Origin of the sequence: Streptomyces sp. NPDC058195 (assembly GCF_042883525.1) — a bacterium.
Classification (GTDB): Bacteria; Actinomycetota; Actinomycetes; order Streptomycetales; family Streptomycetaceae; genus Streptomyces.
Map to the genome: position 1 here is coordinate 1 of NZ_JBHVVM010000007.1, position 26406 is coordinate 26406.

Here is a 26406-nt window from a genome sequence, read left to right on the forward strand (position 1 = left end):
CACCGTCAGATCATCAGCGAAACGCCGGTCACCCGTCGCATCCGGCACATACTTCACACAGACAACGATCCTCAAGCTCACGCCGGCTCTCCTACTGCATCGTCTTTTCCGGGGGCTGCCTTATTGCTCGCAGCATAGGCGCCTGAAGGGGCGGATTCCGGTCAGGGCGACCGACGCCCCGACCGGAAATATTACTAGTCAGTACACCCAGTGCGCGGCACATCGGCAAGCGCGCGTACCTGTGATGTGCCCAACGTACGGCGACGTGCGCCGCCGGGGACGAATCAGTCCCGCAGCGCGTTGAACCGGCCCTGGTGGTAGAGGAGCGGGCGGCCGTTCCCGGCCGGGTCGCCGACCACGGCCTGGGCGACCACGATCCGGTGGTCACCCGCCGGGATCCGCGCGACCACGCGGCAGACCAGCCACGCCAGCACACCGTCGAGCAGTGGCACGCCTTCGGGGCCGCTGCGCCAGAAGGTGGACGGGCCGAACCGGTCGGCACCGCTGCGGGCGAACGTGGCGGCCAGCTCCCGCTGGTCCTCCCCGAGTATGTGGACGCCGATGTACTCCGCCTCGGCCAGGACCGGCCAGCTGGAGGACCCGGTGCCCGCCCCGAAGGAGAGCAGCGGCGGGTCGGCGGCGACGGAGCTGAGGGAGGTGGCGGTGAAACCGACCGGCCGGTCACCGGCGGCGGTGATCACGGCCACACCGGCCGCGTGCTGCCGGAAGACGGAGCGCAGGAGCTCGGGGGAGGCCTGGGCCGGGGTGCCGGTTTCGGGCGAAGCCGTCATGGAGATGTCCTTCTGCGGGGGAGGTGTACGGGACCGCGGATGCTCAGGCACCCGGACAGCGCGCACTCGCGTTGCGGGCGAGATCGACATGGACCCGGCCGTGGAGAAGGATTTCCGGCGACATAGCGTCAGGCTGACGATGCATGGCCGGTGCCGTCAAGAGTGTCCCGCAATGTGGGAGATGCATCACGGTCCGTCACATCGCCCGGCCCAGCGCGGCGACCACGTCGGCGGTGCGCGGCTGTCCGGCGGCACGGCGGACGATCCGGCCTCCGGCGTCGAGGACCAGCACGGTCGGTGTCCGGCTGATCCCGAGCTCCCGTACGAGCCCGAGGCGGGCCTCGGCGTCGATCTCCACATGGGCGACGCCCTCCACCATGCGCGCCACCTCGGCGAGCGTGCGGCGGGTCGCCCGGCAGGGCTGGCAGAACGCGCTGGAGAACTGCACGAGCGTGGCCCGCTCTCCCAGTTCCGCTCCGAGCCGGGCCGCGTCCAGCGGTCCCCCTTGTACCTGCCCGTCCACCGTCGGCCTCCTGTCAGAGTTCGTCACAGGGGGTCAGCACCGCAGGCCGGCCGGACATTCCCGGAGCTGGCACGTGACGAGAATCTCGCGTCCCGAGCCCGCTGAGACTGGCCACCGCGTCGCGCATGGGGCACGATCGGCGCCATGCCGCAAAACCTACGGCTGCGTAACTTCCGCCGGGAGCATCCTCCGCAGGCGCTGAAGAAGGGTCTTCCCCAGATGGCAGAACTCGTCTATCGACCGGTCATCGGCGCCGCTCGCACGTTTTTCAAGGCGCTTGACCTGAAGATCGACAGCCAGGGTTCCGAGTACATCCCGAAGACCGGCGGCGCGGTACTGGTAAGCAATCACATCAGCTATCTCGACTTCATCTTCACCGGGCTCGCGGCCCTGCCGCAGAAACGGCTCGTCCGCTTCATGGCGAAGGAATCGGTCTTCCGGCACAAGGTCTCGGGACCGCTGATGCGCGGGATGAAGCACATCCCCGTCGACCGCAAGCAGGGTGAGGACGCGTACGCGCACGCGCTGTCCTCGCTGCGTTCCGGCGAGATCGTCGGAGTGTTCCCCGAGGCGACCATCTCGGAGTCGTTCACGCTGAAGAGCTTCAAGTCGGGCGCCGCCCGGCTGGCCCAGGAGGCCGGTGTGCCGCTGATCCCGGTGGCGCTGTGGGGCACGCAGCGACTGTGGACCAAGGGCCGTCCGCGCAATTTCAAGCGCCAGCACGTTCCGGTGACGATCCGGGTCGGCGAGCCGGTGGAGGCGCCCACCGACCAGTACGCGGGTGCGATCACCCGGCGGCTGCGGGAGCGGGTCCAGGAGCTGCTGGAGGCGGCCCAGCGGGCCTATCCGGTACGTCCGAAGGACGCGGGCGACACCTGGTGGGTGCCCGCGCACCTCGGCGGTACGGCGCCGACCCCGGCCGAGGTGCGGGAGCGGGGCTGACCCGGCCGGAACGTGACTTCGGCCCGCTCCGCCCGGAAAACCGGGAGGAGCGGGCCGAAGGCGGACCGGGCGCGGTTACTTCGCCATCTCTTCCTTGAGGGCGAGGACGAAGGCGTCGACGTCGTCCTCCGTCGTGTCGAAGGCGCACATCCAGCGCACGTCGCCCGCCGCCTCGTCCCAGAAGTAGAAGCGGAAGCGCTTCTGCAGCCGTTCGCTCACCGCGTGCGGCAGCCGGGCGAAGACGGCATTGGCCTGGACGGGGTGGAGGATCTCCACGCCGTCCACCGCGCGCACGCCCTCGGCGAGCCGCCGGGCCATCTCGTTGGCGTGCCGGGCGTTGCGCAGCCAGAGGTCCCCGGCCAGCAGCGCCTCCAGCTGCACGGAGACGAAGCGCATCTTCGAGGCCAGCTGCATCGACAGCTTGCGCAGGTGCTTCATGGCGCGGACGGCGTCCGGGTCGAGAACGACCACGGCCTCGCCGAAGAGCGCTCCGTTCTTCGTGCCGCCGAAGGACAGCACGTCCACGCCGACGGTGTTGGTGAACGTGCGCATCGGCACGTTCAGCGACGCCGACGCGTTGGCTATCCGGGCCCCGTCCAGGTGGACCTTCATGCCGAGCCCATGGGCGTGGTCGCAGATGGCGCGGATCTCACCAGGGGTGTAGACCGTGCCGAGCTCGGTGTTCTGGGCGATCGAGACGACCTGCGGCATGGCGCGGTGCTCGTCGTCCCAGCCGAACGCCTGCCGGTCGATCAGCTCGGGGGTGAGCTTGCCGTCCGGGGTGGGCACGGTGAGCAGCTTGATGCCGCCCACCCGCTCGGGGGCGCCGCCCTCGTCCACGTTGATGTGGGCGGACTCGGCGCAGATCACCGCGCCCCAGCGGTCGGTCATCGCCTGGAGGGCGACGACGTTGGCGCCGGTTCCGTTGAACACCGGGAAGGCTTCGGCGGTGGGGCCGAAGTGGCTGTGCATGACGCGCTGGAGGTGCCCGGTGTACTCGTCCTCGCCGTAGGCGATCTGGTGGCCGCCGTTGGCGAGGGCGAGCGCGGCGAGGATCTCCGGGTGAGTGCCCGCGTAGTTGTCGCTGGCGAAGCCACGGACCCGCGGGTCGTGGTGGCGCCGTGCGTCGGTTCTTACGGTTGCGGGGTCAGCCACAGGCGCTTTCCGTTCACTTCCGGGGCAGGCCGGTCCCAGACGCCGGCGATGGCCTCGGCCAGCTCCTTGACGTCGGTGAAGCCCGCGAATTTCGCAGTCGGGCGCTCGGCGCGCATGGCGTCGTGCACCAGTGCCTTGATGACCAGGATGGCAGCCGCGGTCCTCGGGCCCTCCTCGCCCCCCGCCTTGCGGAAGGCGTCCGCGAGCGCGAGCGTCCATGCCTCGGCCGCCGCCTTCGAGGCGGCGTAGGCCGCGTTTCCCGCGGTGGGCTTGCTCGCCCCGGCCGCGCTGATCAGCAGGTAGCGGCCCCGGTCGCTGCGCTGCAGCCCCTCCTGGAAGGCCAGCGAGGTGTGCTGGACCGTGCGGATCAGCAGCTTCTCCAGCAGGTTCCAGTCGGCGAGGTCGGTCTCGGCGAAGCTCTTGCTGCCGCGCCAGCCACCGACCAGGTGGACCAGGCCGTCGATCCGGCCGAACTCCTTCTCGGTCTTGTCCGCCCACTCGCGGGCGGCACCGAGGTCCAGCAGATCGACCGTGTCACCGGTGACGGTGGCGCCTCCATGGGCGTAGCGCGCGGCGTCGACCGCCTCCGCGAGCCGGGTGGGGTCCGCGTCGGACGCGACGACCGTCGCACCGGCCTCGGCGAGCCTCAGCAGCGTGGCCCGGCCGGCCGGGCCCGCGGCACCGGCGACCGCGATCACGGCACCTTCGAGAGCTCCGCTGCCCTTGCCGTTTCCGTTCATGGCCACCGCCTCCTCAGACCGGGCGCTCACGCGGCTGCCTGCTCGGCATCCGCGGCGGTGATCCCCTTGGTGGAGGCGATCACTTTCTTCAGCTTCTTGGAGAGCGCCTCATAGAACATGCTCAGGGGAAACTCGTCCGGAAGCACATCGTCGACGAGCTTACGCGGCGGCTGCGACAGGTCCAGCGCGTCCGGGCCCTTGGCCCAGCGGGAGCCGGGGTGCGGGGCGAGGTAGGCGGAGACGAGCTCGTAGGCGGCGAACCAGTGGACCAGCTTGGGGCGGTCGATGCCGTCGCGGTAGAGCTTCTCGATCTCGGCGCAGAGCTGGTTGGTGATCTGCGGGGCCCGGTCCCAGTCGATCTTCAGCGTGTTGTCGGTCCACCGGACGACGTCGTGCTTGTGGAGGTAGGCGAAGAGCAGCTGGCCGCCGAGGCCGTCGTAGTTGCGGACGCGCTCGCCGGTGACGGGGAAGCGGAACATCCGGTCGAACAGCACGGCGTACTGGACGTCACGGCCCTGGGGGAAGCCGTCGGCCTCCAGCTTCACGGCCTCCTTGAAGGCGGTGAGGTCGCAGCGCAGCTCCTCCAGTCCGTACATCCAGAACGGCTGGCGCTGCTTGATCATGAAGGGGTCGAACGGCAGGTCGCCGTGGCTGTGCGTCCGGTCGTGGACCATGTCCCAGAGCACGAAGGCCTGCTGGCAGCGCTGCTGGTCGCCGACCATCTCCTGGATGTCCTCGGGCAGTTCGAGGCCGAGCAGGTCGACCGAGGCCTCGGTGACCCGGCGGAAGCGGGCCGCCTCGCGGTCGCAGAAGATACCGCCCCAGCTGAACCGCTCGGGGGCCTCGCGCACGGCGATGGTCTCCGGGAAGAGCACAGCGGAGTTGGTGTCGTAACCCGAGGTGAAGTCCTCGAAGGTGATGCCGCAGAACAGCGGGTTGTCGTAGCGGGTGGCTTCGAGCTCGGCCAGCCACTCGGGCCAGACCATCCGCAGGACGACCGCTTCGAGGTTGCGGTCCGGGTTGCCGTTCTGCGTGTACATCGCGAAGACGACCAGGTGCTGGAGACCGTCGGTGCGGTCCTTGGCGGGCTGGAAGGCGAGCAGCGAGTCGAGGAAGTCCGGTACCCCGAATCCCCCGGTGACCCAGCGGCGCAGATCCGCGGCCAGGGCCCGGTGGTAGGCGGCGTCGTGCGGCAGCAGCGGGGAGAGCTCCTCGACCGCGGCGATCACCCGGTCGACCGCCGAACGCGCGGTACCCAGGGACGGGGCGCCCTCGGCGTCGAAGTCGACGGAACCGTCCTTCGACTGCCAGGGGCGGATCTCTTCCACGGCATTCTTGAGCACGGGCCAGGCCGGGTGATCGACCACCGGCTGATCCGTAGCTATGCCTCCTCCGGCACCGTCGTGCACAAGAATTTCCGTCATAACACTTCCTCCACAAAAGAACCTCGCGTTAAGCAACCGTATCCATGCGCGGTTCCCCGAGACAAGTGGGGATCAATAAATTATCCTGCGGACCCCCATGGTCACCGCGATTCTTCCTGTCCCGACCGGGAAACGGGGCCAGTTCCACCGGCCGCCGTGGAAGCGGGCGGAGCCTTGCGCCGACTGCCCCACCGGCGTCATGCCGGGGTGCTCCGTGGGTAGGTACCGCACGCGGGAAGACTCTCGACGGAAGCGGGTTTGCCATGTCTCTTGTCACCATCGGACATCGCGGGGTGATGGGTGTCGAGCCGGAGAACACCCTGCGCTCGTTCGTCCGGGCCGAACGGGCCGGCATGGACGCGATCGAGCTGGACCTCCATCTGAGCAAGGACGGCGCGCTGGCCGTCATGCACGACGCGGAGGTGGACCGGACGACGGACGGCACTGGGCCGATCAGCGGGAAGACCCTGTCCGAGCTGCGCGAACTCGACGCCGGGCAAGGCGAGCGGGTGCCGGTCTTCGAGGAGGTGCTCGACGCCGTGCGCTCCCCGCTGCAGGCCGAGATCAAGGACGCGGCCGCGGCCCGTGCCCTGGCCGAGGTGATGCTGCGCCGCGACCTCGTCGACCGGGTCGAGGTGTCGTCGTTCCACGACGCGGCGGTCACCGAGATCGCCCGGCTGGTCCCCGGGGTGCGGACCGTGCTCATCGCGAGCCGCTGGCAGGGCGATGTGGTGGACCGGGCGAAGGCGGCGGGGGCGGCCACCCTGGCACTGAACATCCGCCGTCTCACCCTGGAGGCGACCGAGCAGGCCCATGCCGAGGGGCTGAAGGTCATCGGCTGGGTGGTGAACACCCAGGACCACCTGCGGCTCGCCCGCGCGCTACGGCTGGACGGCGCGACGACCGACTACCCGGAGATCCGCCGCGCCGGGCGCTTCACCGCCTGACGACCGCCCCGGCGGCCAGATCCTTGACCAGCAGCTCGAAAGCGAGGTCGTCACGCTGCGGGATACCGAAGCGCTCGTCGCCGTACGGGAACGGGCTGAGCTCTCCCGTACGGCGGTAGCCGCGCCGCTCGTACCAGGCGATCAGTTCGTCACGGACCGAGATCACGGTCATGTGCATCTCGCTCACCCCCCAGCTCTCGCGGACGGTGCGCTCGGCCTCGCCGATGATCACCTTGCCCAGACCCGCGCCCTGGAGCTCGGGCCGGACCGCGAACATGCCGAAGTAGGCGGCTTCGCCGCGGTGTTCGAGCTGGCAGCAGGCGACGATCACGCCGTCCCGCTCCACCACCAGCAGCCGGCTGCCGGCCGCTTCGACGACCTGCCGCACCCCGTCGGGGTCGGTCCGCTGCCCCTGGAGGATGTCCGCCTCGGTGGTCCATCCGGCCCGGCTGGCGTCCCCCCGGTAGGCCGACTCGATCAACGCCACGAGAGCGGGCACATCGGTGTCGACGGCGTCGCGGAAGACCAGCCGGTCCGGTTCCCGCGCGGAAGCTGCGTCCATGGTGGTGGCTCTCCGGTTTCTGTTCGGGCACGGCCGTGCCGGTGCAGCGTATCCCGGGGGATCACCCCCTAGGGTCCGAGCATGGTGCATGTGCTGAGCAGCCGGATCCTGCTGCATCCGGTCGATCCCGAACGGTCCCGGCGGTTCTACGGGGAGTGGCTCGCTCTGCCCGTCTACCGGGAGTTCGGCACCGGCCCCGAGCGGGGCACGGTCTACTTCCTCGGCGGGGGCTTCCTGGAGGTGTCCGGACGTGCCCCCGAGCCACCGGTGCCCGGTCTCGAACTGTGGCTGCAGGTCGCGGACGTGCGGGCGGCGCACGTGGAACTGTCCGGCCGCGGCGTCGAAGTGCTGCGGGAACCGGTGCGCGAGCCGTGGGGGCTGGTCGAGATGTGGATCCGTGATCCGGACGGACACCGGATCGTCGTGGTGGAGGTACCGGCTGGCCATCCACTGCGCTACCGCCCCTGACGCCACGCTCTCAGTGCGCGCCTCGGCTGCGCCGCGCGCAGTCGACGAGCACCGGCAGGGCACGGGCCAGTGCGCCGTCCCGGTCGGCGAACGGCAGCCGCACGTGGTGGCGGAAGCCGTCCACGGCGGAGAAGGCCGGACCGGGGACGATCAGCACGCCCGCGCGGCGGGCCAGCTGGGCGGTGGCCTCGGCGTCGGCACCGGGGATCTCGACCCAGAGGGCGGAGCCGCCGTCCGGCCGCCGCCAGCGCCAGCCGGGCGCCTCGTCCCGCAGCAGGCGTTCGGTCTCCGCGAGGCGTTCACGCAGCCGGGTGCGGCGATGCGCCCTGGCCTCGGGGAGCTGCCGGAGCAGCTTCACCGCCAGGATCTGGTCCACCACCGGGCAGGACAGGTCGACGGACTTCTTGATGTCGGCGAGGCGGCGCACGACCGTGGTGGAGGCGCGGATCCACCCGATCCGCAGACCTCCCCAGAAGAGCTTGGAGAGAGTGCCGACGGTGGCCGTGGCGGCGGGCGGCAGCAGTCCGGCCAGCGAGACGGGCGCGGCGTCGTGGTGCAGGGCCAGTTCGGCGTAGGCGTTGTCCTCCACCGTGTACAGGCCCTGGCCTGCGAGTACGGCTGCCCAGGCGCGGCGGGCGGGCTCGTCGGTGGCGCGCCCGGTGGGGTTGTGGAGCGAGGGCTGGAGGTAGACCAGGCGCGGGCGGACGTGGCCGGTCAGCCGGGCCAGTGCGCGGGCGCCGTCCGCGCCGTCGGCGGGCAGCGGGACGAGCCGGGCGCCGCGGGCGCGCAGCGCTTCGAGGGCGCCGCGGTAGGTCGGGTCCTCGACGACGACGGTGTCGCCGGGCTCGACCAGGCCCTGGGTGATCAGCCAGACGGCCTGCTGGGATCCGGTGGTCACCAGGATCTGATCGGCGGTGGTCGGCAGGCCCGCCGACCGGTGGTACCCGGCGATCCCCTCGCGCAGCTCGGGCAGCCCGTACGGGAGGTATCCGTCACCGGTCAGCGCGGCGGTGAGGTCGGCGGCCGAGAGCGCGTCGGCGGCCGCCGCGACGGCGCTCAGGCCGTCCAGCGCGCCGCTGGACAGGTCGATGCCGTCGTCCCTGGTGCCGAAGCTGGCCAGGCGCCCCTCGGTGGCGGGCTCGCCCACCGCCCCCGAGCCCCGCAGCCGGGAACCGCTGCCCTGCCTGCTCTCCAGCCATCCCTCGGCCTCCAGCAGGCCGTACGCGGCCGTGACCGTGGAGCGGCTGATGCCCAGCGCCGCGGCCAGGGCGCGCTGGGAGGGCAGCACCGTGCCCGGCGCGACGTCCCCGCGCTGGGCCAGTTCGCGCAGGGCCTGTGCCAGCAGGCGGGGCAGCGCGCCGGTGCCGTCCTTGGACCATCCGGTCAGCAGGCGGGAGAGCCGGGTGGGAGGAATCCGCTCCATGGCCCCATCATCGCCCGCCGCAGGCCAATTGCCGTCAAGTGGTCTTTGCCGCCGTCGGGCGGCTCACCCATGATCGGAAGGAACGCCGTTGCAAAGGAGCAAGACATGGCGACCGTGGTGCTCGTCGGGACACTGGACACCAAGGGGGCGGAGTACGCGTGGCTGTCGGAGCGGATTCGTGAAGCGGGCTGCGACGTGGTGCTCGTCGACGCCGGGGTGATGCCCTCCCCCACGGACGGACCCGCTGGCGACATCGACGCGGCGGCCGTCGCGCGCCGCGCCGGGCACGGTCTGGACGCGCTGCGGGCCGCCGGGGACCGGGGCGCGGCGGTCACCGCGATGGCCGAGGGCGTCGAACGGATCGTGGGCGATCTGCACCGCGAGGGGCAGCTGCACGCGGTGCTGGCCGTGGCCGGGAGCGGCGGCTCGTTCATCGCCGCGCGTGCGATGCAGGCGCTGCCCATCGGCGTGCCCAAGGTGCTGGTGTCCACCATGGCGAGCGGGGACGTGTCACCGTACGTCGGCAGCAGCGACATCACGATGATGTACAGCGTGGTCGACGTGGCGGGGATCAACTCCGTGTCCTCGCAGATCCTGGGCAACGCGGCCGCGGCGGCGGCCGGTATGGCCGTCCACCACGAGCGCAGCCTGCGCGATCCGGGGCCCCAGGGGCGTCCGCTGGTCGGTGCCAGCCAGTTCGGCGTCACCACCGCGGCGGTCGACGCCGCCCGGGAGCGGCTGGACGAGCTGGGTTACGAGGTCCTGGTCTTCCACGCCACGGGGGCTGGCGGCCGGGCGCTGGAGAAGCTCGCGGCGGGCGGGTTCCTCGCCGGTGTCCTGGACCTGACCACCACCGAGCTGGCGGACGATCTGGTCGGCGGTGTGCTGAGCGCCGGTCCGGACCGGCTCACCGCGGCGGGCCTGGCCGGTGTGCCGCAGGTGGTCGCACCGGGCGCGCTGGACATGGTCAACTTCGGCCCCGCCGACACCGTTCCGGAGCGTTTCGCCGACCGCCGTCTCCTGGTCCACAACCCCACCGTCACCCTGATGCGCACCACGCCCGGCGAGATGGCCGAGCTGGGCGCCTCCATGGGGCGGAAGCTGGCGGCGGCCCACGGGCCGACAGCGGTGCTGTGGCCGCTGGGCGGCGTCTCCGCCGTGGACACCCCGGGCGGCCCGTTCCACGACCCGGTGGCCGACGCGGCGGGGCTGGCGTCCCTGCGCGACGCGGTCCGCGGCAGCGCCGTGGACCTGCGGGAGATCGGCGCCCACCTCAACGACCCGTCGTTCGCCGTCGCCGCCGCCGACCACCTCCATCAGCTGATCACCGCCCGGCGCGCGACGCGCCCGCAGCCCTGAGAAGCCCGGAAGCACCGGCCGCGAACCCTCTCGCGCGCAGTCCCCGCGCGCTTCCGCGCGCGCATCCTCTCGTCCGAACAGGAGCCCATCCGTGAACCGCAAGCAAGCACTGGCCCGTCTGACCGAACAGGTCCGGTCCGGCCGGGCCGTCATCGGCGCAGGCGCGGGCACCGGTCTGTCCGCCAAGTGCGCGGAGGCCGGAGGCGTCGACCTCCTGATCATCTACAACTCCGGCCGCTACCGGATGGCCGGCCGCGGCTCACTGGCGGGCCTGCTGCCCTACGGTGACGCCAACGCTATCGTGCTCGACATGGCGGGTGAGGTCCTGCCGGTGGTGCGGGACGTCCCCGTGCTCGCCGGGGTGTGCGGCACCGACCCGTTCCGGATCATGGGCAACTTCCTCGACCAGCTGAAGGCCGTGGGCTTCACCGGTGTGCAGAACTTCCCCACCGTCGGCCTGTACGACGGAAAGTTCCGCGAGAACCTGGAGGAGACCGGGATGGGGTTCGGCCTGGAGATCGACATGATCCGCCAGGCCCATGAGCGCGACCTGCTCACCGCTCCCTATGTGTTCGACCCCGAGCAGGCCGCCGAGATGGCCCGGGCGGGCGCCGATGTGCTCGTCCCGCACGTCGGGCTGACCACCAAGGGGGCGATCGGCGCCGCGACCGCGCTCACGCTCGACGAGGCCGCCACCGCCGTGCAGGACATGCACGACGCGGCCAAGCGCGTCAATCCCGACATCATCGTGCTCTGTCACGGCGGGCCGATAGCCGAACCCGAGGACGCCCGTTACGTCCTGGAGCACACCTCGGGGATCGCCGGGTTCTTCGGTGCCTCGTCCATGGAGCGGCTGCCCACCGAGCGTGCCATCACCGAGCAGGCGCGCGCCTTCAAGTCCCTCACGCTCGGCTGACCGCGGGCCCGGACGCACATCGCGCGCGGAGGGAAACGCTCCCTCCGCGCGCTCCCCTGTACCCCAGTGCGCTGCGTACGGCAGTTCCCGTACGGGCATCGACTTGGGGGACCGCGTCGTACGTCCAGGGGGGTGTGCCGTGCACGGACCGGCGGTTTCGGGCTGGCTGCTGATGGCCTTGTGCGCGACGGCGGGGGCCTACTGCCTGCTGCGCACCCGCGGCGAGACCGGGCAGGGGCGCAGGACGGCGCGCGCGGAGGCGCTGATGGGCTTCGGCATGGCGGCGATGGCGGTGCCCGCGGCCGTCGTTCCGCCGCCCGCCTGGGGCTGGGCGGTATACGCGGCGCTGTTCGGCGCGGCCTGCCTGCGGGCTCTGTGGTTCGCCCGGCGCGACGCCCACCACCTGCATCATCTGGTCGGTTCCGCGGCGATGGTCTACATGGCGCTGACGATGGCCCCGGGAGGCGGCGCGGCGCACGGCGGTCACGCGGGCCACGGAGCCGTGGCGGCGGGGGGCGTCCCCCTGCTGACCGGGCTGCTGCTGGCCTACTTCGCGGTGTACGTGCTGCGCTCGGGGGCCCGGCTGATACCCGTGGCCGCGGCGGCCGGGGGCGGGTCCGCCGCGGACGGCTGGGGCGCGCGGCCCGAGCTGGCACTCGCCTGCCGTCTCACCATGGGGATGGCCATGTTCGCGATGCTGCTCAGCCTGTGAGACAGCCGCCGGGCAAACCGTGGCGTGCGTCACTTGCCGCGCAGAGCCATACCCGTGGCTGCCGCACCCCTCATAGGCTGGCGCCATGTTGGTCTCCCTCGCACTGCTGCTGCTCGGTGCACTGGCCGCCGTCCTGACCCCGCGGCTGATGGCCAGGGCGCGGTGGCCGGAGCGCGAGCCCGTGGTGGCGCTCTGGGTGTGGCAGTGCGTGGTGGCGGGGGTGCTGCTCTCCTTCGCGCTGTCCATGACGTTAAGCGCCGCCGCTGCCTGGCAGGCGGTGCGCGGGCATGTGTTCGCACCGGCGCCCCGGGGCGTGGTGGAGGCGTACGCGCTCGGCGGGCACGGCTCCTGGTCGGCCGCCATGGCGGTGCTGCTGGCCCTCGGCGGGGTGTGGTCGGCGGTGATGCTGACCCGGGAGATCCACCGGGCCCAGGCGCGCCGCAGGAGGCGGCGCACCGAACTGCTGGTGCGAGCCCCGCTGATGCCCGGCGAGGAGCCCGGCAACAATCGTCTGGTGGTGCTGGAGGGAGACCGTCCGGATGCCTGGTGGCTGCCGGGCGCCGCACCTCAACTGGTCATCACCACCACGGCACTCAGGCGACTGAAAGGCCGTCAGCTCGATGCGGTGCTGGCCCATGAGCAGGGACACGCGAGGGCGCGGCACGACTGGCTGCTGCACTGCTCCGGCGCACTGGCGTCCGGGTTCCCGCAGGTGCCGGTGTTCGCGGCGTTCCGCGACGAGATGCACCGGCTGGTCGAACTGGCCGCGGACGACGTGGCCTCGAAGCGTTTCGGCCGGCTGACGATCGCCCTGGCCCTGGTGGAACTCAACGAGGACCGGGGCGTGTTCGGCCCCTGCCCGGCGCCGGACGCGCAGCTGCCCTCGCGGGTGAACCGGCTGCTGACCCCGGCGGACCGGCTCACCGCGGGCCGCAGGCTCCGGCTGACCGCCGCCGCCGCGCTGGTTCCGGTGGTGCCACTGCTGGTCGCGTTCATCCCGGGACTCAGCGCGCTGCGATAGCGCGCTGCGACGGCGCGCTGCGACGACGCTCCGAAACGGCTCCCCGTGACGCCGCTCCGGGACACCGCCCCGCGATAGCCAGGACGGCCGGCCTTCCGCGAGGATCACCCCATGCCCTCCGCTCCGCTCGCGCCGCCACCGCTCCCCCGCACCCGTTCCCGGTTCACCGCGCTGCGCGCGGGCACGGTCTGCGCGCTGCTCTTCCTGGTCGTCCTGGTCCTGGTCGCCGTGCGGTGGTCGCCGCTGATGGCGCTGGACCGCAGCCTCGCGGACGCCCTGCACCGGCGGGCGGTGACCGAGCCGGGCCTGGTGCACGCCAACCGGATCCTGACCGACTGGGCCTGGGATCCGTGGACCATGCGCGCCCTGATCGCCGTGGCGGTGGTGGTGCTGTGGTGGCGCGGGGCCCGGCTGCTCGCGATGTGGGTGGCGGCGACGAGCCTGCTCGGCACGCTGCTGCAGCAGGGGCTGAAGTCCGTGGTCGGCCGGGCGCGGCCGCACTGGCCCGACCCAGTGGACTCCGCGCATTACGCGGCGTTCCCCTCCGGTCACGCGATGACGGCGGTGGTGACCTGCGGCCTGCTGCTGTGGCTGCTGCGCCGCTACGGCGCCGGGCCCCGGCTGTGGCGGGGGGCGCTGGCCGTGGCGGGCGTCTCGGTCGTCGGAGTGGGGGTGACCCGGCTCTATCTGGGTGTGCACTGGCTGAGCGACGTGCTGGGCGGCTGGCTGCTGGGGGCGGCTCTGGTGGGCCTCTCGGCCGCCGGGTTCGCCCGGCTGCGGCGTCGGCGGGACGGGGCGCGTACGCCCTGATGGACCCGAGCCCGGTGCCGGGGCGGCCTTGCCGGGCGGCCCCGGCGCCAGGAAGTATCACAGCCATGCAGATCAAGGGTGTGCTGTTCGACTTCTCCGGAACCCTCTTCCGTATCGAGCCGGTCCGCTCCTGGCTGCGCGCGGTCCTCACCGAACGCGGGATCGCGGTGGACGGCCCCGCCTTCGAGCGGTACGTGGGCGAGCTGGAGGCCGCCGGGGCGCTGCCGGGCGGCCCGGCTCCCCAGCAGGTCCCCGCCGCGCTCGCCACCGCGTGGGCCACCCGTGACACGAGCGCGCGGGCGCACCGGGAGGCGTTCACCGCGCTGGCCCGGCTGGTGGAACTGCCCGATCCCGGCCTGTACGACGCGCTGTACGAGCGGCACCGGACGCCCGCGGCCTGGCAGCCCTACCCGGACGCGGCGGAGGTGCTCGGGGCGCTGCGCGAGAGCGGCATCCGGGTCGGTGTGGTCAGCAACATCGGCTGGGACCTGCGCCCGGTGTTCCGGGCCCACGGTCTGGACGGGCTGGTCGACACCTACGTCCTGTCGTACGAGCACGGCGTGCAGAAGCCGGACTCACGGATTTTCCACATGGCCTGCACATCTCTCGGGCTGGATCCGGCCGATGTGGTGATGGTCGGGGACGACCGGGAGGCGGACGGCGGAGCCGCCGCACTGGGCTGTGACGTGCGGTTTGTGCGCCATCTCCCGGTGTCCGAGCGTCCCGGCGGACTGCGGATGCTCGAACTGGTACCGGACGTTCCCTGACAGGCATGTGAGAGATGTCCCTGACGCGCAATGGGTCCGATTGTCACATCGTGGCCTTAGCCTGTAAGCATGTCCCGTTCTCCGTGCTCCTCCGAAACCACGCGCACCGCCGCCGCGGTGAACGAAGAGATCCGTGACCTGTGGCAGCGCTCGGGCGGCTGTCTGTCGCCGGAGGACGAGGAGCAGTACCAGCGGTTGCTGGTGGAGTGGGCGGCGGCGACGCGCGACAGCGACAGGCCCGCCGCCTGACGCCCCGGGGACGCCCGGCCCCTTATCGCTCCTCGCCTATCGCTCCTCGCCGATGCGCCGGGCCTGGCGGTTCGCCGCGTCCAGGATGCGATCGAGCAGGCCGGGGAAGAGCTCTTCCAGGTCCTCGCGCCGCAGGCCGTTCATCTTGGCGGTGCCCCGGTAGACCTGCTCGACGATGCCGCTCTCGCGCAGCACCCGGAAGTGGTGCGTGGACGTGGACTTGGACACCGGAAGATCGAACCGCGAGCAGCTGAGCTCGGATTCGGCGGCGGCCAGCTCGCGGACGATACGCAATCGCATCGGGTCGGAGAGCGCGTGCAGCACCGCCTCGACGCGGATCTCGTCCCGGCCTGGGTGGTCGAGCACGCGGCCGCCCGCTTCGGCGGCGCTGGGGGCGGGTGCGCTGGCGGGGGTCACGGCGGCTCCACTTCCTGGACGTGCACCGACCCTCTCCCGGGTCCGCACCGGCCTCCCATAATACGAGACCCGTCGTAGTTCAAGGACCCCGTCCCGCCCCTCCGGCCGGGACGGGGTACGCGCCGAACGGACGGGACGCGCGCCGGACGGTCAGACCGCGCGGAGATACTGGTCAGGGGTGCGCAGCTCACCGCCCAGTTCGCGGGCGGCCTGCTGGACCCACGACGGATTGCGCAGCAGTTCGCGGCCGAGCAGGACGGCGTCCGCCCGCCCCTCCGTGATGATCTTCTCGGCCTGCTGCGGGTCGGTGATCAGGCCCACCGCCGCCACCGGGAGCGAGGTCTCGGTCCTGACCCGCTCGGCGAAGGGAACCTGATAGCCCGGCCCGGCCGCGATGCGGGCACGCGGGGCGTTCCCGCCGCTGGAGACGTCCAGCAGGTCGACGCCGTGGGCCTGGAGCAGCCCGGCCAGGCGCACGGTCTCATCCACCGTCCAGCCCTCGCGCTCGTCCTCCTCGTTCTCCGTGAGCCAGTCCGTGGCGGAGATCCGGAAGAGGACGGGCAGGTCCTTTGGCCAGACCTCGCGGACCGCGTCGACGACCTCCAGGGCAAGGCGGGTGCGGTTCTCGAAACTGCCGCCGTACGCGTCGGTGCGCCGGTTGCTGTGCGGCGAGAGGAACTGGCCGATGAGGTAGCCGTGGGCGCCGTGCACCTCGGCCACCTGGAACCCCGCGTCGAGGGCGCGGCGCGCGGCCTCACGGAAGCGGCCGACGACCTCGCGGATCTCGTCCGTGGTCAGCTCGTGGGGCACGGGGTGGCCGTCGTCGAACGGCAGCGGGCTCGGGGCGACCGGTGTCCAGCCGTGCGCCTCGGGTCCGACCGGGGCGCCGCCCAGCCAGGGAGCCGCCGTGGACGCCTTGCGCCCGGCGTGGGCGAGCTGGATGCCAGGGACAGCGCCCTGCCCCTTGATGAACTCCGTGATCCGGCGGAACGCGGTGACCTGGGTGTCGTTCCAGATGCCGAGGTCCCCCGGGCTGATCCGGCCCTCGGGGCTGACGGCCGTCGCCTCGGTGAGGATGAGCCCCGTTCCCCCGATGGCGCGCGCCGCGAGGTGGGCGAAGTGCCAGTCGGTCGCGACACCGGCCTGCGGCCCTTCCGGCGCGGCGCTGTACTGGCACATGGGCGCCATCCAGACCCTGTTGGGAATAACGAGCGACCGCAGGGTGTACGGCTCGAAGAGGGCACTCACGTCGGACTCCGTTTCGGCGACTGCGGAAAGGTTGCTAGTACGATACATCTCGTACTACGACACCTGTCAAATTACGATGTCTCTCGTACAAGCACCTGTTCCCCGGGCCACGCCGGGGCCGTCCGTGGTCGGCTCACCTCCGGTGCCGCGCGGCCCGGTCACCGCTGTTCGCCGCGCCGCCGGAGCGTGATCGCGGCCTCCGCGTCGTAGCCCTGGGTCCAGCTGCGCCCGGCCCCCGACCGCCAGGTGACATGGACGGTGGCCCCGTCGGCCCGGACGCCGTCCACCGTCATGGCCCGCTCGCCGTCCCGTACGTCCCCCCGGCGCAGCTCGCGCGCCTCGACGGTCACGGGCCGTCCGGCGTCCGCGCGGTCGGCCTCGTCCGCGGCGCGGAGAAGCGCCGCCGCCCACTCCCGGGCGCGCCCGGGGGCACAGAGCAGCGAGACGCCGCCCGAGGGCCCCGTCACCCTGATCCTGACCCGCGCCCCGACGGGGTCCGCCTCCAGGGCCGCCCCGCCCCCCTCGATGTCCTCGGCACCACTCGTCATCGCTCCGCTCCTCCGTTCGCCCGGCCGACGGGGGTCCGTCGGCCCGGTCCAGCCTGCGGGCTGCCGGGCCCTCGGCGCCACTTCCGCCGCACGTCCCCGGTATTGCGTTGCACGACGCGCGTGGCCGTGCGTACCGTCGGCGGCCATGACGACGCCTGAACTGCGCACCGCACGCCTGCGCCTGACTCCCTACACACCGACCGACGAGGAGGACTTCGTCGGGCTGTTCCAGGACGCGTCGGTCGCCCGCTGGATGGGGGAAGGCCTCCAGACCGAGGCCGAGGACCGCGCCCTGTTCGGACGGATCTTCAGCAAGGTGTACGCGCGGGGGCTGTTCGACGTCTGGGCGGTCCGGCACGACGGCCGCTTCATCGGCCACGCGGAGATCAAACCGTCGTCGAGCGTGGGCGGCCAGGAGATCGTGTACGCGCTCACCGCCACGGCGTGGGGCCGGGGGTTCGGCACCGAGATCGCGCGGGCCCTGACCCGGTACGGGCTCGACACGCTCGGACTGCCCGAGGTGCACGCCACGGTGGCCGCGGCGAACACCGCGTCGCTGGCCGTGCTGGACCGGACAGGTTTCCGGCACGTCCGGGACATCACGGAGGACGACGGCAGCATCACCTTGGTCCTGACCTGCACGGAGAATCCCGGCAGCGCCGGGTAGCGCCACACCGGCCCGGGTGCCGGCGGCGGCCCTGCGGGCCTGTGTCAGTGACGGGGTGCAGACTGGCCCTTATCCGGCACAACGGCGTTTCGGGAGGTTCGGCCATGACCGACGTACTGCTCACCGTGAGCACCCGCAAGGGACTCTTCATCGGCCGCAGACACGGTGGTGCGTGGGAGTTCGACGGCCCCCATTTCAATGCCCAGGCCATCTATTCGGTGGCCATCGATACCCGCGGACGGGCTCCACGGCTCCTGGCCGGAGGAGACAGCGCGCACTGGGGACCGTCGGTGTTCCACTCCGACGACCTGGGCCGGAGCTGGGCGGAGCCGGAGCAGCCCGCCGTGAAGTTCCCCCCGTTCACCGGGACGTCCCTGGAGCGGGTCTGGCAGTTGCACCCGGCCGGACCCGAGGCCCCCGGCGTGGTGTACGCGGGCACCGAGCCCGCCGCGCTGTTCCGCTCCGAGGACGGCGGGGAGTCGTTCGAGCTGGTCCGCCCGCTGTGGGAGCATCCGACGCGTTCGCAATGGGTGCCGGGCGGCGGCGGTGAGGGGCTGCACACCATCCTGACGGACCCGAGGGACGCCCGTGCCGTGACGGTGGCGGTCTCCGCGGCCGGGGTGTTCCGCACCAGGGACGGCGGCGCGAGCTGGGCCCCGTCGAACAGAGGGGTGTCCGCGGGCTTCATCCCCGGCCCCGATCCGGAGTTCGGCCAGTGCGTCCACAAGGTGGCGAGGGACGCGGTCGATCCCGACCGCCTCTATCTCCAGAACCACTGGGGTGTCTTCCGCAGCGACGACTCCGGGGACCACTGGACCGATATCGGCCAGGGCCTCCCGTCCGACTTCGGCTTCGCCGCGGCCGCCCATCCCCACCGCGCGAACACCGCGTACATCTTCCCGATCAACGCCGATATCGACCGGGTGCCCGCCGAACACCTCTGCCGGGTGTTCCGCACCGACGACGCGGGCGCCACCTGGGAGCCCCTGTCGACGGGCCTGCCCGAGGAAACGCACTACGGCACCGTGCTGCGCGATGCCCTGTGCACGGACGACGCCGATCCGGCGGGCGTCTACTTCGGCAACCGCAACGGCGAGCTGTACGCGAGCGCGGACGACGGCGACACCTGGCAGCAGCTCGCCTCCCACCTGCCGGACATCCTGTGCGTACGAGCGGCGGTGACCGACGCCTGATCACCGGGGCGGGGCCGGGCCGGCCCCGCCCGGTTCATCCGGAATCCCCGGAGTACGGGAGAAGGGACGTACCGCCCTCCATGACGACGCCGTACGCGTCGTCCGTGGTCAGCCGCTGCTGCGTGCGGTCCCCCTCGAAGAACACGACCCGGCGCCGGTACGGCACAGCGCTGAAGCGCTGGATGACCTCGTGGGCGATGTCCGGGAGCATCCCGGCCGGAGCCGTGACCGCACCGAAGGCACCGTCGGCGAACGCGCCGGTGCGCGGGTCGCGGAGCAGAGCCCACCCGCCGTTCGCCGCGAGGATCTGCAGGAGGTAGGTGTAGGTGCCCGGCCAAGCTCCGCCGGGCGCGGCGGCCGGTACCGCGCTCAGGTGCCTCCTGTGGACGACGGTGATCAGGTAGTCGGTGTCCCGCGCGGCTCCCGCCTTGATGAACATGCGCCTCGACCGTGCCCAGGCACCGGGCGCCAACGCCCCTTCACGCTCCAGGCCGAGGACCAGCGACAGGGCGAGCCGGTCACGGGTGGAACCGTCGCTCATCGCGCCCGGGGACGACCGGCGGATATGGAGCAGGGGCGCGTCCTCGGGGAGAAACGGGAGGAATCTGGTCACCACCACCAGCGCTTCGCCCGGCGTCGGCGCGATGGCCCCGTCCCGGGCGACGACCACGCCTTCGATCGTCTCGGGGTCCATCGGCGTCACATCGTGGCGCCCGGTGGGGAGTACGGGTGTGCCCAGGACTCGGCGGTCGCATGCGGGCTGGGCACACACGGCGAGAACCGGTTCCGTCACGTCGACGGGGCCCGTGTACGAAGACGGCTGACGCCCGTTGATGCACTCCCTGCACAGCGTGTAGCGGCACTTCTGGCACTGGAGGCCGATGGGGTTCGCCACGGTGATTTCTCCGCCGCCCCCCCCGCGTTCAGCACGGTGTGCGACGAGTACCAGCCGACACGGCAGGCCGAGCACTCCGTGGTGACCGGGGCCAGCAGTGCGTTCAACCGCTGCATGTCGGTCAGCGGTTCGGGGGACTCCAGCTGCGCCGTACGGCTCCGGTACACGACCACGAGCGCCACGAACAGCGCGTCGAGGTTCCCCGGATCGCGGCGCAGACGGTGCAGGACTTCGTCCAGCGCCGTACGGTGCCGTTTCTCCCTCAGGAGTCCTTCCACCCTCCGCCGCAGGTCCGTCTCGTGCCGTGCTCGTTCCCATTCCGGCAGCTCGAAACACCGCATGGAGATCACCGCCAGTCCGCGAGTGCGTTCGCCTCGGTATGCCGTCCGGCGCGTGCCAGCGCCTGCGCGGCGGCCGCCCTCACGGTCTCGAAGAACGCCGGGGGCAAGGGCGCGGCCAGCAGCCGGTTGAGCTGGCTGACGGCTTCACCGAGCCGGCCGAGCCGGATCAGAACCCGCGCCAGCGCCAGTTCCCGCTCCCACTGGTCGGTCTGGCGCAGGGAGATCACCGCGGGCTCCACCGGTGGGTTGCGCACCGCCCGGGCAAGCATCTCGCCGAGCATGCGGAACGACTGCGGGCGCTCCGGCACATGCCGGTGCAGGCAGCACGACAGGAGGATGCTGATGTTCTCCCCGGGCGGGGCCACGGGCACCTGCGTCACCTTCGACTGCCCCCAGTAGTACAGCTCTTCGTCACGGAGTTCGGCGTTGGCGGACGCGTGGTAGTCCAGCAGCCGCGCCCGCTGAACGGCCGGGTCGGATGGCAGGTCGAAGGGGTAGGGCAGTCTGCCGGTGCACGCTTCGTAGAGGAGCACGCCGAAGGAGTAGATGTCGGCCCTGGTGTCGCAGGGCTGTCCGCGCAGCACCTCGGGCGCGGCGTATGCCCAGGTGCCTCCCCGCGCGGACGCGAAACGCCCGTGCTCGATGCGCACCTGCCGGGCCAGGCCGAAGTCCGCCACCTTGGCGTGACCGGCACTGTCGATGAGCACGTTCGACGGCTTGAGGTCGAGGTGGGCCACTTCGGCCTCCCTGGACAGGTGAGCCATGCCGGAGCACAACTGCTGGAGGACTCCGGCGAGTCCGAGGCCGGGCCGCCGCCGGATCAGGTCGGCCAGGGTCTCGGGCGCGTAGTCGAGGACGATGCCCGTCCGCCCGCGCACATCGATGACGTCGAGTGCGGTGACGGTGTGGCGGTGCGGTGTGAGCGCGAGCAGCATCGCGAGTTCGGCGTCCCCGGTCAGTGCGCTGGACATCGAGGTCTTGATCGCACGGCGCTCCCCGTGCTCCAGGTCGTCGGCGATGAGGACCCAGGCCTGCCCGCCGCGGCGGATCTCCGCCACCGACCAGCGGCCGGACAGCACTTCACCGATGGCGGCGGGCGCGCCCGCGGGGAGGGGCGGCGGCTCGGCCGCCCCGTCGGCCGTCAGATCGGTTTCGGCGTCCACCCGATGATTCCCTTCCGTCAGTCCAGTGCCTCCGGTGTCACGTTCGCGTTAGGGTCGAAGAGATCGGGCGCCGAGAACTCCACCAGTACGGTTCCGCTGGCGAAACTCAGCCGGTCCTTGTCCCCGACCGGGCAGGATTGCCCCCTGGCGAGCTTCAGCTGGCGCGTGGCACCGGTCACGAACGCGGGGCGGGAGCCCAGGTGCTGGTACATCAGGGCCGTCCCGGCCAGGGTCAGATGGCCGTGGAAACGGCTGTCACGAGGATCCGGCAGACTCACCCGGTTGTGCGCGTTGCGTCCCAGCGAGACGGTGAAGTCATCCGATTCCAGGATGAGTTCCACCGTGCCGCCGCGCAGCCACGACAGCCGGAGAGTTCCGTCGGTGAACCGGTGGACCGGTGCGGCGAGGCGGAGCCGGCCGGGCGCCAGGGCGACGAGCCGGTCGGCCGGGGCGAGCAGCACGGTGTCGCGGTTCCAGCGACCGGTGTTGAGGCGCGCCGAGACGACGCCGATGACACTGCCTGTTCCGGTGAGCAGGACCGGGGCCCCGCTCATCCCCGGCTGGGCGTGCCGGCAGCTCACCTTCACCCAGGCCCGGCCGTGCCGCGCCGTGGTGCCGACGTAGCGGCCGACACCGGAGTCGTAGTCACGCGATGCGGCGTATCCGCTCAGGTGGACGAGGTCTCCGGGGGTGACACTCGTATGCGGGGCGAGCGTCGCCGGTGCCCAGTCCGCCGCTTCGCGTACCTGGATGAGCGCCACGTCGGCCGCACTGTCCAGGGGCAGCGAGCAGTCGACGGGGAGCGACACTCCGGGCGCGGTGATCGGTTCGAAGGTCCAGTCCGCGGCCTGGTCCGGGGCGAGGACATGGGCGGCGGTCGCGGCGAGCCCGTCGGTGGTGAGGACGAAGGCGGTCCCCACGGGCTCCCCGTCGCGCACCAGCCTTCCGACGTTGTCCACGGCGGCGCCTCAGCGCGGGAACAGCCGGTCGGCCAGGGCGAGCAGGGGGTCCGCGCCGGACCGGCTCCCGGACGTCAGCTGTTCCATGTCGCCCCCGCCCGGAGCGCGGGTCGCCTGGACCGCCGCGGCCAGCCGGTGGCCGTTGAGGGCGGCCGTCTCGCTGGCGTCCGCGCGGACTTCGGCGGCCTCGGTCCGGGCCGTCAGGTCCGCCACCCGCTGCCGCTGGATCGACGTACCGAACAGGGCTCCGACGGCGGCGAACGCGACCGCTTCCACAGACCCGAGGACGACGAGCAGACGTGACCAGGTGACGTCGTTCGCGTCGGCGTGGAAGGCCAGCCAGACCAGGAGTGCCAGCCACAGCGTGATCACGGTGACCGCGACGGCCAGCGCGGTCCCGGCGAGCGGTCTGCCCGCCGCCGCGTCGTCCGTCCGCTCGTCCGTCTCAGCGCCGGTGATGTCACCGGCGTTCCCGATTCCAGACACACGTCCCCCTCCCGCACCGCGCCCGGTACGTCCCGTGGCCGTCCCACCGCCTCACCGGCCCCACGGGCACCGTGGGTATCCGGGCGGTGCCTGGCCGTCAACACGGCGTGCGAGTAGCGTGCCACGGATGAGCCCTTCGTGGAGCAGGAAGCCGAAGAGTCAGGCTGTCCGGTTCGTGGGGACCGAGCACAGGCCCTCGGCCACTTACCACGTCTACCGCGGCCCGGACCGGGCCCACGCCCTGGAGTTCCTCCGGGGGACGCCGGTCATGGAACCTCATGTCTACGTCATCGTCGAGACGCCGCAGGGCAATCTCGGCCGCGACCTGATCTACGTCTTCGAGGAGAGCGACGGGCGGCCGGTCGAATTCGGTGCGCGTACCCGGCTGGAGAACCCCGCCTCGTCGGACACGCACTGCGCGTGGTGCGGCTTCTACGTGGTGCCGTTCGCGGTGCCGCGGGAGGCCGCCGCGGCGTCGACCCTGAGCGTGTATCTGACCATGGACGAGGCGCGGGAGAAGGGGCACGGCCTGCGCTGCCACCACTGCGCGCTTCTCCAGTGCGTCTTCTGCGCGGACTTCGCCGCCTCCGGTGACGGTGGGACAGAGCCCCACTGCCGGGCCTGCGGCCGGATGCTGAAGGAACTCGTGAAGGTCCGCGGATCGTGACCCCGGCCACGATCCGCCGGACACTCCTTACGGAAGCTGCCAGTCGACCGGCTGGGCTCCCTGGGCGAGCAGCAGTTCATTGGTGCGGCTGAACGGGCGCGAGCCGAAGAAGCCCCGGTCCGCGGACATGGGCGAGGGGTGCGCGGACTCGATCGCCGGGTAGTCGCCGAGGAAGGGCCGGAGGTTGCGGGCGTCGCGTCCCCACAGCACGGAGACCAGGGGCTTGCCGCGGGCGGCCAGGGCGCGGATGGCCTGCTCGGTGACCTCCTCCCAGCCCTTGCCGCGATGCGCGCCGGGCTTGCGCGGCGCGGTGGTGAGCGCCCTGTTCAGCAGCAGGACACCCTGCCGCGTCCAGGGCGTCAGGTCTCCGTTCGACGGACGCGGGTGCCCGAGGTCCGTGTGCATCTCGCGGAAGATGTTGTCCAGGCTGCCGGGAACCCGCGTCACCTCGGGAGCGACGGAGAAGCTCAGCCCCATCGCCATGCCCGGTGTCGGATAGGGGTCCTGACCGACGATCAGGACGCGTACGTCATCGAAGGGCTGCTGGAACGCGCGCAGCACGTTCGCCCCGGACGGCAGATAGGTGCGTCCGGCCGCCACCTCGGCGCGCAGGAAGTCACCCATCGCCGCGATGCGTCCGGCCACAGGGGTGAGTGCTTCGGCCCAGCCGGGCTCGACTACTTCGTTCAACGGTCGTGGTGCCACGGAACGTCACTCTACCGGCGCACACGGACAGCCCCGCCCCCGAACACCGCTCCCCCGCACCACGCGCACCGGCCTGGGGATAGGCTGCCGCCGTCATTCGTCTTCCCCCCTTCCTGGAGCCGGACATGAGCGCACCGCGGCGATCACCGGAAGCCATCGCCGCGCCGGGGCCCCATGTCCTCGGCGTGGACTCGGGGGGGTCGGGGCTGCGCATCGCGCTGGGCACCGCCGACGGGGCGGAACCGGTGGTGACGGAGGTCTGCGAGACCCCGGTGCGCACCGGTCCCGCCGGAATCGACGCGGGCCATCTGCTGGAACAGCTGCTGCCCGCCGCCCGTCGGCTGCTGGAACGGAGCGGCGCCGGGGACGGCCGCGGGGTGGACGCCGTGGCGATCGGCGCGGCGGGCATGGCGACGCTCGGCGACCAGTTGCGCGCCGAACTCCCCGCGGCGCTGGAGCGGGCCCTCGGGGTCCAGCGGCTGGCACTGGCGGCCGACGCGGTGACGGCGTACGCGGGCGCGGTCGGCCAGCGGCCGGGGGCGGTCGTGGCGGCCGGGACGGGCCTGATCGCGCTGGGCACGGATCTGACGGGCTGGCGCCGGGCCGACGGCTGGGGTCATCTGCTGGGTGACTGCGGCGGCGGGGCCTGGATCGGGCGGGCCGGGCTCGACGCGGCGATGCGCGCCCACGACGGGCGGCGCGGCGGGTCCGCCGCGTTGCTGTCCCGGCTGGAAGCGGTGTTCGGGCCCGCTCCCCGGCTGCCCGCGCTGCTGTATCCGCGAACCGACCGGCCCGCGGTGCTGGCCTCGTTCGCGCCCGAGGTCGCCGCGTGCGCGGGGCACGATCCGGTCGCCGCGGGCATTCTGCGCGAGGCCGCGGCGCATATCGCGGAGGCGGCCGCGGCGGTGTGCCCGGCGGCGGGGGCCGACGGCGGACCGTGCGAAGTCGCTCTGACGGGCGGCCTGTTCCGGATGGGCGATCCGCTCCTGGTGCCGTTGCGCAAGGAGTTGGCCCGGCAGGTCCCACAGGCGCGGGCCGTCGCCGGATCGGGTGATCCGCTGGCCGGCGCCCTGTCCATCGCACGGGGGCTGGCGGCCGGGGACCTGCGCCTGCCCCGCCACCCGACGCTGCTTCAGGTGCCTGGTGAGGGGCCTGGACAGGGGACCGATTAGGCAGCGACAGAGCGGGACAGTCACCAGTTAAGCCACTCATCGGATAAAAGTGGACAGATAACGCCTGTCTGGACCCTCCCCGAACAGAGGCGTACCCAAAACCAGTAGCATGCGGCGCCATGAGCACCCCCACTGGGCCCGCTTCCGGCCTGCCTGTACGAATGCCGCGACCTCGCCAGTCCGGACGGCACCGCCGCCCGGAGCCCGTGGTCGCACCCGAGGGCGCCGCCGCGCTCGTCCTCGCCGTTCCCGGTACCCCCTCTTCGGCCACGCGCAGCCTGGCCGAAGAGGTGATCAGCATCGCCCGTTCCGAGCTGCCCGGCCTCAACGCCAGGATCGGGTACGTCGACGGCGGTGACGAGGAGTACCCCGCACTGAACGCCGTCCTGACGCACTGTGCCGCCGAGCGCGTCGCGCGCTACGAGCAGGCGCGGGCCGCAGGCCGCGAGGTGCCCGAGCCCGAGGGTCCGTCGGCCGTCGTCGTGCCGCTGCTCGCGGGGCCGGACAGCGCCCTGATCCGGCGGATACGACAGGCCGTGATGGACAGCGGTACGCAGGTCGAGCTGACCGATGTGCTCGGCCCGCACCCGCTGCTCGCCGAGGCACTGCACGTGCGGCTCTCGGAGGCCGGTCTGGCCCGTGCCGACCGGGCGAGGCTCTTCACGGTGGCGACCGCCGCCGACGGCATCGTGCTGGCCACGGTCGGGGGCGACGAGGCCGTGCAGGCCGCCGGGATCACCGGCATGCTGCTGGCCGCCCGCCTGGCGGTGCCGGTGATGGCCGCGGCGCTCGATGTCGAGGGTTCCGTCGCCTCGATCGCCGAGCAGCTCACCGGCTCCGGCTCGGCGCAGCTCGCGGTGGCTCCGTACCTGGTCGGTCCGGAGGTGGCCGAGGGGCTGCTGGACGCCGCCGCGAAGGAGGCCGGCTGCCCGGTCGCCGAGCCGCTCGGCGCGTACCCGGCGATCGGCAAGCTCGTGCTGTCGATGTACATGACGACGCTCGGTATCACGCCGGTCGCCCCGCAGGGTGCTCAGGCGCACTGACCCGGCAGTCTTCCGTCCACGATCGCCGTACGGGCCCGGAGAGCCGGGCCGGTACGGCGATCGTGTGGTCTGCGCGGTGATGTGACGCGGCGT

At 72.2% G+C, this 26406-nt stretch carries 30 protein-coding genes and 1 pseudogene; 15 read left to right on the forward strand and 16 right to left on the reverse strand.

The features are described 5' to 3' along the window. From ACFVWY_RS11005 to ACFVWY_RS11015, 3 genes and pseudogenes are all read right to left on the reverse strand, one after another. Nucleotides 1-81: pseudogene (locus tag ACFVWY_RS11005) on the reverse strand (electron transfer flavoprotein subunit beta); the annotation flags it as partial. A 203-nt stretch (nt 82-284) separates the two neighbouring features. Next, the gene (locus tag ACFVWY_RS11010; RefSeq protein WP_389869735.1) at nt 285-791 is read right to left on the reverse strand and encodes a flavin reductase family protein; all 507 of its coding nucleotides are present in this window, start codon (nt 789-791) and stop codon (nt 285-287) included. A gap of 196 nt (nt 792-987) precedes the next feature. After that, nucleotides 988-1314 carry a TlpA family protein disulfide reductase gene (locus tag ACFVWY_RS11015; protein ID WP_389869737.1) on the reverse strand — a complete coding sequence of 109 codons (327 nt, stop codon included), beginning with the start codon at nt 1312-1314 and terminating at the stop codon, nt 988-990. Nucleotides 1315-1533: 219 nt separating this feature from the next. Here ACFVWY_RS11015 and ACFVWY_RS11020 point away from each other — a divergent pair, with 219 nt between their 5' ends. Continuing rightward, nucleotides 1534-2256, forward strand: a complete 723-nt coding sequence (locus ACFVWY_RS11020; protein ID WP_389870366.1) for a lysophospholipid acyltransferase family protein — start codon at nt 1534-1536, stop codon at nt 2254-2256. A gap of 75 nt (nt 2257-2331) precedes the next feature. Here the strand turns inward: ACFVWY_RS11020 and ACFVWY_RS11025 are convergent, their stop codons facing one another. From ACFVWY_RS11025 to ACFVWY_RS11035, 3 genes are read right to left on the reverse strand one after another with little or no spacing between them, the layout of a single operon-like run. Beyond that, nucleotides 2332-3411 carry a threonine aldolase family protein gene (locus ACFVWY_RS11025; RefSeq protein WP_389869739.1) on the reverse strand — a complete coding sequence of 360 codons (1080 nt, stop codon included), beginning with the start codon at nt 3409-3411 and terminating at the stop codon, nt 2332-2334. Continuing rightward, entirely contained in the window at nt 3390-4151 is a 762-nt protein-coding gene (locus tag ACFVWY_RS11030; RefSeq protein ID WP_389869741.1) for an SDR family NAD(P)-dependent oxidoreductase, read from the reverse strand. The genes ACFVWY_RS11025 and ACFVWY_RS11030 overlap by 22 nt, the downstream gene beginning before the upstream one ends. Nucleotides 4152-4177: 26 nt before the next feature. Then, nucleotides 4178-5575: a DUF6421 family protein gene (locus tag ACFVWY_RS11035; RefSeq protein WP_389869742.1), complete on the reverse strand. Its 1398-nt coding sequence runs from the start codon at nt 5573-5575 to the stop codon at nt 4178-4180. A gap of 263 nt (nt 5576-5838) precedes the next feature. Here ACFVWY_RS11035 and ACFVWY_RS11040 point away from each other — a divergent pair, with 263 nt between their 5' ends. Further along, on the forward strand, nt 5839-6522 hold the full coding sequence (locus tag ACFVWY_RS11040) for a glycerophosphodiester phosphodiesterase (protein ID WP_389869745.1): 684 nt from the start codon (nt 5839-5841) through the stop codon (nt 6520-6522). On the opposite strand, the gene ACFVWY_RS11045 is transcribed toward ACFVWY_RS11040, so the two are convergent. After that, nucleotides 6512-7084: a GNAT family N-acetyltransferase gene (locus ACFVWY_RS11045; protein WP_389869748.1), complete on the reverse strand. Its 573-nt coding sequence runs from the start codon at nt 7082-7084 to the stop codon at nt 6512-6514. The two genes, ACFVWY_RS11040 and ACFVWY_RS11045, sit on opposite strands and share 11 nt — an antisense overlap. Nucleotides 7085-7165: 81 nt before the next feature. Here ACFVWY_RS11045 and ACFVWY_RS11050 point away from each other — a divergent pair, with 81 nt between their 5' ends. Further along, on the forward strand, nt 7166-7552 hold the full coding sequence (locus tag ACFVWY_RS11050) for a VOC family protein (RefSeq protein ID WP_389869751.1): 387 nt from the start codon (nt 7166-7168) through the stop codon (nt 7550-7552). A 10-nt stretch (nt 7553-7562) separates the two neighbouring features. Here ACFVWY_RS11050 and ACFVWY_RS11055 read toward each other — a convergent pair whose 3' ends face one another. After that, complete coding sequence (locus tag ACFVWY_RS11055) at nt 7563-8975, reverse strand: PLP-dependent aminotransferase family protein (protein ID WP_389869754.1); 1413 nt, start codon at nt 8973-8975, stop codon at nt 7563-7565. A 105-nt stretch (nt 8976-9080) separates the two neighbouring features. Here ACFVWY_RS11055 and ACFVWY_RS11060 point away from each other — a divergent pair, with 105 nt between their 5' ends. The 7 genes from ACFVWY_RS11060 (at nt 9081) to ACFVWY_RS11090 (ending at nt 14809) form a co-directional block, all read left to right on the forward strand. Further along, nucleotides 9081-10334: a Tm-1-like ATP-binding domain-containing protein gene (locus ACFVWY_RS11060; RefSeq protein ID WP_389869757.1), complete on the forward strand. Its 1254-nt coding sequence runs from the start codon at nt 9081-9083 to the stop codon at nt 10332-10334. 91 nt (nt 10335-10425) lie between these two features. Next, a complete protein-coding gene (locus tag ACFVWY_RS11065; RefSeq protein ID WP_389869760.1) occupies nt 10426-11250 on the forward strand; it encodes a phosphoenolpyruvate hydrolase family protein in 825 nt (274 codons plus the stop codon). Between the two features lie 139 nt (nt 11251-11389). Continuing rightward, nucleotides 11390-11962, forward strand: a complete 573-nt coding sequence (locus ACFVWY_RS11070; protein ID WP_389869761.1) for a DUF5134 domain-containing protein — start codon at nt 11390-11392, stop codon at nt 11960-11962. Nucleotides 11963-12047: 85 nt separating this feature from the next. Then, nucleotides 12048-12983, forward strand: coding sequence for a M56 family metallopeptidase (locus tag ACFVWY_RS11075; protein WP_389869763.1), 936 nt, complete (start codon nt 12048-12050; stop codon nt 12981-12983). A 111-nt stretch (nt 12984-13094) separates the two neighbouring features. Further along, nucleotides 13095-13793: a phosphatase PAP2 family protein gene (locus ACFVWY_RS11080; RefSeq protein WP_389869765.1), complete on the forward strand. Its 699-nt coding sequence runs from the start codon at nt 13095-13097 to the stop codon at nt 13791-13793. A 65-nt stretch (nt 13794-13858) separates the two neighbouring features. Next, nucleotides 13859-14560 carry an HAD family hydrolase gene (locus ACFVWY_RS11085; protein ID WP_389869767.1) on the forward strand — a complete coding sequence of 234 codons (702 nt, stop codon included), beginning with the start codon at nt 13859-13861 and terminating at the stop codon, nt 14558-14560. 69 nt (nt 14561-14629) lie between these two features. After that, entirely contained in the window at nt 14630-14809 is a 180-nt protein-coding gene (locus tag ACFVWY_RS11090) for a hypothetical protein (protein WP_389869770.1), read from the forward strand. Nucleotides 14810-14845: 36 nt separating this feature from the next. On the opposite strand, the gene ACFVWY_RS11095 is transcribed toward ACFVWY_RS11090, so the two are convergent. From ACFVWY_RS11095 to ACFVWY_RS11105, 3 genes are all read right to left on the reverse strand, one after another. Next, nucleotides 14846-15226 (reverse strand): ArsR/SmtB family transcription factor, encoded by a 381-nt coding sequence (locus ACFVWY_RS11095; RefSeq protein WP_389869773.1) that lies wholly within the window; start codon nt 15224-15226, stop codon nt 14846-14848. Between the two features lie 150 nt (nt 15227-15376). Further along, nucleotides 15377-16474: an NADH:flavin oxidoreductase/NADH oxidase gene (locus tag ACFVWY_RS11100; RefSeq protein ID WP_389869775.1), complete on the reverse strand. Its 1098-nt coding sequence runs from the start codon at nt 16472-16474 to the stop codon at nt 15377-15379. A 158-nt stretch (nt 16475-16632) separates the two neighbouring features. Beyond that, nucleotides 16633-17022 (reverse strand): hypothetical protein, encoded by a 390-nt coding sequence (locus ACFVWY_RS11105; RefSeq protein ID WP_389869778.1) that lies wholly within the window; start codon nt 17020-17022, stop codon nt 16633-16635. A gap of 145 nt (nt 17023-17167) precedes the next feature. Here ACFVWY_RS11105 and ACFVWY_RS11110 point away from each other — a divergent pair, with 145 nt between their 5' ends. Next, nucleotides 17168-17689 (forward strand): GNAT family N-acetyltransferase, encoded by a 522-nt coding sequence (locus tag ACFVWY_RS11110; protein WP_389869780.1) that lies wholly within the window; start codon nt 17168-17170, stop codon nt 17687-17689. Nucleotides 17690-17793: 104 nt separating this feature from the next. Then, nucleotides 17794-18882 carry a WD40/YVTN/BNR-like repeat-containing protein gene (locus ACFVWY_RS11115; RefSeq protein WP_389869782.1) on the forward strand — a complete coding sequence of 363 codons (1089 nt, stop codon included), beginning with the start codon at nt 17794-17796 and terminating at the stop codon, nt 18880-18882. A gap of 34 nt (nt 18883-18916) precedes the next feature. Here the strand turns inward: ACFVWY_RS11115 and ACFVWY_RS11120 are convergent, their stop codons facing one another. From ACFVWY_RS11120 to ACFVWY_RS11135, 4 genes are all read right to left on the reverse strand, one after another. Next, the gene (locus ACFVWY_RS11120; RefSeq protein WP_389869784.1) at nt 18917-19777 is read right to left on the reverse strand and encodes a hypothetical protein; all 861 of its coding nucleotides are present in this window, start codon (nt 19775-19777) and stop codon (nt 18917-18919) included. 346 nt (nt 19778-20123) lie between these two features. After that, entirely contained in the window at nt 20124-21281 is a 1158-nt protein-coding gene (locus ACFVWY_RS11125) for a serine/threonine-protein kinase (protein WP_389869787.1), read from the reverse strand. A gap of 17 nt (nt 21282-21298) precedes the next feature. Next, nucleotides 21299-22240 carry a trypsin-like peptidase domain-containing protein gene (locus tag ACFVWY_RS11130; RefSeq protein WP_389869789.1) on the reverse strand — a complete coding sequence of 314 codons (942 nt, stop codon included), beginning with the start codon at nt 22238-22240 and terminating at the stop codon, nt 21299-21301. A gap of 9 nt (nt 22241-22249) precedes the next feature. Further along, nucleotides 22250-22726, reverse strand: coding sequence for a hypothetical protein (locus ACFVWY_RS11135; RefSeq protein ID WP_389869792.1), 477 nt, complete (start codon nt 22724-22726; stop codon nt 22250-22252). A gap of 175 nt (nt 22727-22901) precedes the next feature. On the opposite strand from ACFVWY_RS11135, the gene ACFVWY_RS11140 reads away from it, so the two are divergent. Then, nucleotides 22902-23393: a hypothetical protein gene (locus tag ACFVWY_RS11140; protein ID WP_389869794.1), complete on the forward strand. Its 492-nt coding sequence runs from the start codon at nt 22902-22904 to the stop codon at nt 23391-23393. A gap of 27 nt (nt 23394-23420) precedes the next feature. Here ACFVWY_RS11140 and ACFVWY_RS11145 read toward each other — a convergent pair whose 3' ends face one another. Then, a complete protein-coding gene (locus ACFVWY_RS11145) occupies nt 23421-24098 on the reverse strand; it encodes a uracil-DNA glycosylase (protein ID WP_389869796.1) in 678 nt (225 codons plus the stop codon). Nucleotides 24099-24223: 125 nt separating this feature from the next. Here ACFVWY_RS11145 and ACFVWY_RS11150 point away from each other — a divergent pair, with 125 nt between their 5' ends. Both ACFVWY_RS11150 and ACFVWY_RS11155 read left to right on the forward strand, forming a co-directional pair. Further along, a complete protein-coding gene (locus tag ACFVWY_RS11150) occupies nt 24224-25270 on the forward strand; it encodes an N-acetylglucosamine kinase (RefSeq protein WP_389869799.1) in 1047 nt (348 codons plus the stop codon). 119 nt (nt 25271-25389) lie between these two features. Continuing rightward, the gene (locus ACFVWY_RS11155; protein ID WP_389869801.1) at nt 25390-26313 is read left to right on the forward strand and encodes a sirohydrochlorin chelatase; all 924 of its coding nucleotides are present in this window, start codon (nt 25390-25392) and stop codon (nt 26311-26313) included. The last annotated feature ends 93 nt before the right edge of the window (nt 26314-26406 follow it).

Excerpts from the sequence above, each read along its gene's own strand:
- ACFVWY_RS11010 (WP_389869735.1), bottom strand. The coding sequence starts at position 791 with ATGACGGCTTCGCCCGAAACCGGCACCCCGGCCCAGGCCTCCCCCGAG.
- ACFVWY_RS11020 (WP_389870366.1), top strand. The coding sequence starts at position 1,534 with ATGGCAGAACTCGTCTATCGACCGGTCATCGGCGCCGCTCGCACGTTT.
- ACFVWY_RS11030 (WP_389869741.1), bottom strand. The coding sequence starts at position 4,151 with ATGAACGGAAACGGCAAGGGCAGCGGAGCTCTCGAAGGTGCCGTGATC.
- ACFVWY_RS11035 (WP_389869742.1), bottom strand. The coding sequence starts at position 5,575 with ATGACGGAAATTCTTGTGCACGACGGTGCCGGAGGAGGCATAGCTACG.
- ACFVWY_RS11040 (WP_389869745.1), top strand. The coding sequence starts at position 5,839 with ATGTCTCTTGTCACCATCGGACATCGCGGGGTGATGGGTGTCGAGCCG.
- ACFVWY_RS11045 (WP_389869748.1), bottom strand. The coding sequence starts at position 7,084 with ATGGACGCAGCTTCCGCGCGGGAACCGGACCGGCTGGTCTTCCGCGAC.
- ACFVWY_RS11050 (WP_389869751.1), top strand. The coding sequence starts at position 7,166 with ATGGTGCATGTGCTGAGCAGCCGGATCCTGCTGCATCCGGTCGATCCC.
- ACFVWY_RS11055 (WP_389869754.1), bottom strand. The coding sequence starts at position 8,975 with ATGGAGCGGATTCCTCCCACCCGGCTCTCCCGCCTGCTGACCGGATGG.
- ACFVWY_RS11060 (WP_389869757.1), top strand. The coding sequence starts at position 9,081 with ATGGCGACCGTGGTGCTCGTCGGGACACTGGACACCAAGGGGGCGGAG.
- ACFVWY_RS11075 (WP_389869763.1), top strand. The coding sequence starts at position 12,048 with ATGTTGGTCTCCCTCGCACTGCTGCTGCTCGGTGCACTGGCCGCCGTC.
- ACFVWY_RS11080 (WP_389869765.1), top strand. The coding sequence starts at position 13,095 with ATGCCCTCCGCTCCGCTCGCGCCGCCACCGCTCCCCCGCACCCGTTCC.
- ACFVWY_RS11085 (WP_389869767.1), top strand. The coding sequence starts at position 13,859 with ATGCAGATCAAGGGTGTGCTGTTCGACTTCTCCGGAACCCTCTTCCGT.
- ACFVWY_RS11090 (WP_389869770.1), top strand. The coding sequence starts at position 14,630 with ATGTCCCGTTCTCCGTGCTCCTCCGAAACCACGCGCACCGCCGCCGCG.
- ACFVWY_RS11105 (WP_389869778.1), bottom strand. The coding sequence starts at position 17,022 with ATGACGAGTGGTGCCGAGGACATCGAGGGGGGCGGGGCGGCCCTGGAG.
- ACFVWY_RS11110 (WP_389869780.1), top strand. The coding sequence starts at position 17,168 with ATGACGACGCCTGAACTGCGCACCGCACGCCTGCGCCTGACTCCCTAC.
- ACFVWY_RS11115 (WP_389869782.1), top strand. The coding sequence starts at position 17,794 with ATGACCGACGTACTGCTCACCGTGAGCACCCGCAAGGGACTCTTCATC.
- ACFVWY_RS11150 (WP_389869799.1), top strand. The coding sequence starts at position 24,224 with ATGAGCGCACCGCGGCGATCACCGGAAGCCATCGCCGCGCCGGGGCCC.
- ACFVWY_RS11155 (WP_389869801.1), top strand. The coding sequence starts at position 25,390 with ATGAGCACCCCCACTGGGCCCGCTTCCGGCCTGCCTGTACGAATGCCG.